This window comes from Kitasatospora sp. NPDC056446 (assembly GCF_042796115.1).
In the GTDB taxonomy this organism is placed as follows: domain Bacteria; phylum Actinomycetota; class Actinomycetes; order Streptomycetales; family Streptomycetaceae; genus Kitasatospora.
This window is the reverse complement of sequence record NZ_JBHTRF010000192.1, coordinates 1-1,864: the sequence shown is the minus strand read 5'-3', so window position 1 is coordinate 1,864 and position 1,864 is coordinate 1. Positions and strand designations below refer to the sequence as shown.

Sequence of the window (1,864 nt, the reverse complement as noted above, 5' to 3'; positions counted from 1 at the left end):
ATGTAGCTGCGCCCGGAAGACAGCATCTCGATCTTGGACGGATCGATATCGAATCCGACGACCTTGTAGCCGACTTCGCTGTAGCGCAGCAGCAGCGGCAGGCCCACGTAGCCCAGCCCGACGATGCCGATCGTGGCCGTCTTGGAATCCAGGCGTTCAATCAGTTGCTTGTTCATTCTTTGATCTCGATCTCACTGATGCTGATGCCGAGCACGCGCGCGTCGTTCGCGCTTTGTGCCTGCTGTGGCGAAATGGCGTCCGGCAGGTCGAAGTCCACCGTCAGCGATCGCTTGTCGGTGTTGCCCACTGGAATCTGCAGCCGCTGGGTGTCGTTACCCGGTGCGAACTCGAACTGCTGGGGTGCACCGCCGTTGACCGATACACCGACACGCTGCTTGCGCCCGTTTGGCAGGTAGGCGGTGGCCTGGATTTCCACGGTGCTGGCCGAATGCCCCTCAGGCAGCGTGCAGGTGTAGCTCGCACGCTTGCCATCGGTCCAGCGGCCATGCGTCTCGGGGCTGCTGAAACCGTTCAGGCCCTTGACCAGGATTGCACCGTCGGTGGCCAGGCCGAGCTCGTCCGTGCAGCTCGCGTTGGCGACACGGTCGAAGGTGCTGGTATCGATCCGATACAGATTGATTTCCACTTCGGCCTGCTTGAAGCGCAACGGCAGCAGCAACCGCGAACGCGATGTAGGCTGGAACATGTTCCCGGCCTGAGCGTGCTCGCTGTTGCTCATGTACCCCTGGCGGAACGGGACACGCTCGACCAGTTGCTCCTGCAGCGCGCTCGGCCGCTGGTTGGTCAACAGGTACAGGCGCCCCCCCTTCTGGTGCGCGTTGGCTTCCAGGCGATGCCAGGTACCGGTGTCGAAAGGCAGTGGAACAGAGCCACGGCCGGTGATGGAAAACACGTTCAGGTTATAGGTGACCCGCAGGCCGACCAGCTGCGCATCATCCAGCCCGGAGGCGATGATGATGTCATTGGGGCTGACAAGCTCGGCAATACGCTCGAAGAACCGAGGATCTTCGCCTTCGTCGTGGTTGTACTGCGCAATGGAGAACACCAGGAAGAACAAGCACTGGAACGCGGTAATCGCGATGGCCAGGCGGCGCCAGCGGCCGTCCCACAGGTAGGCGATCACGCCGGCGGTGAGGATCAGCGAGTACGGCAGCATGTCGCCAGCCAGGTAACGGCCGTAGTAGTACAGGTACGGGATGGCGGGCTGGGTCAGCACGGCCGCCCAGACCAGCACCAGGAACAGCAGCCCGAACTTGGCTGCGCCGGACCAGGCGATCCGGAACGCCGGCAGCAGCAGCAGCAGCGCTACGCCCAGCGGCGACAGCATCTGCGCCAGGCGGTAGATGGCGTGGTAGCGGACCAGGAAAGGATCAGTGCCGACCGGCACCGTCCACGGGAATGGCGCCAGCGAGCCGGTCTGGTACAGGGCAACGACGCTGGGAATCGAGGCCAGCAGTGCCAGCGGAAGCAGCCAAGTGACCTTGCCGGACCAGCGCAGGATCTGGTCATTGAGGCGTTCCAGCACGGCCAGGGTGGGGCGGCGCGCCACCACGTAGGCAAGCAGGCCCAGTACGACCAGCCCCAGGCCAGCGGCCATCAGTGCGGCAAGCTTCTTCAGCTTGTCCAGGTGGCCTTCGACCATCCCTCCATAGAGGATCGGCTGGTAGTAGCGGTAGAACGCCATGCTCAGGAGGAAGGTGATCACCAGCGATGCCGGGAACACCATCATCACCACGCGACGGCTCCACGGCTGGCGGATGGCAATCAGCGCATAGGCGAACAGCAGGCCCATGAACGGGATGTACAGGAAGAACTGCATGCGGGTATAGAACAACCCGTTGAA

General features: G+C 63.1%; 2 protein-coding genes. Both read right to left on the bottom strand.

What is annotated here, in order from left to right; translation table 11 throughout:
* A partial coding sequence (locus ACFQ6N_RS40555) for an NAD(P)-binding domain-containing protein (RefSeq protein WP_380659162.1) occupies window positions 1–176 on the bottom strand: 176 nt, incomplete at its 3' end.
* Window positions 173–1,864: DUF7024 domain-containing protein (locus ACFQ6N_RS40550; protein WP_380659160.1), on the bottom strand; the 1,692-nt coding region annotated here is incomplete at its 5' end. The genes ACFQ6N_RS40550 and ACFQ6N_RS40555, both read right to left, overlap by 4 nt.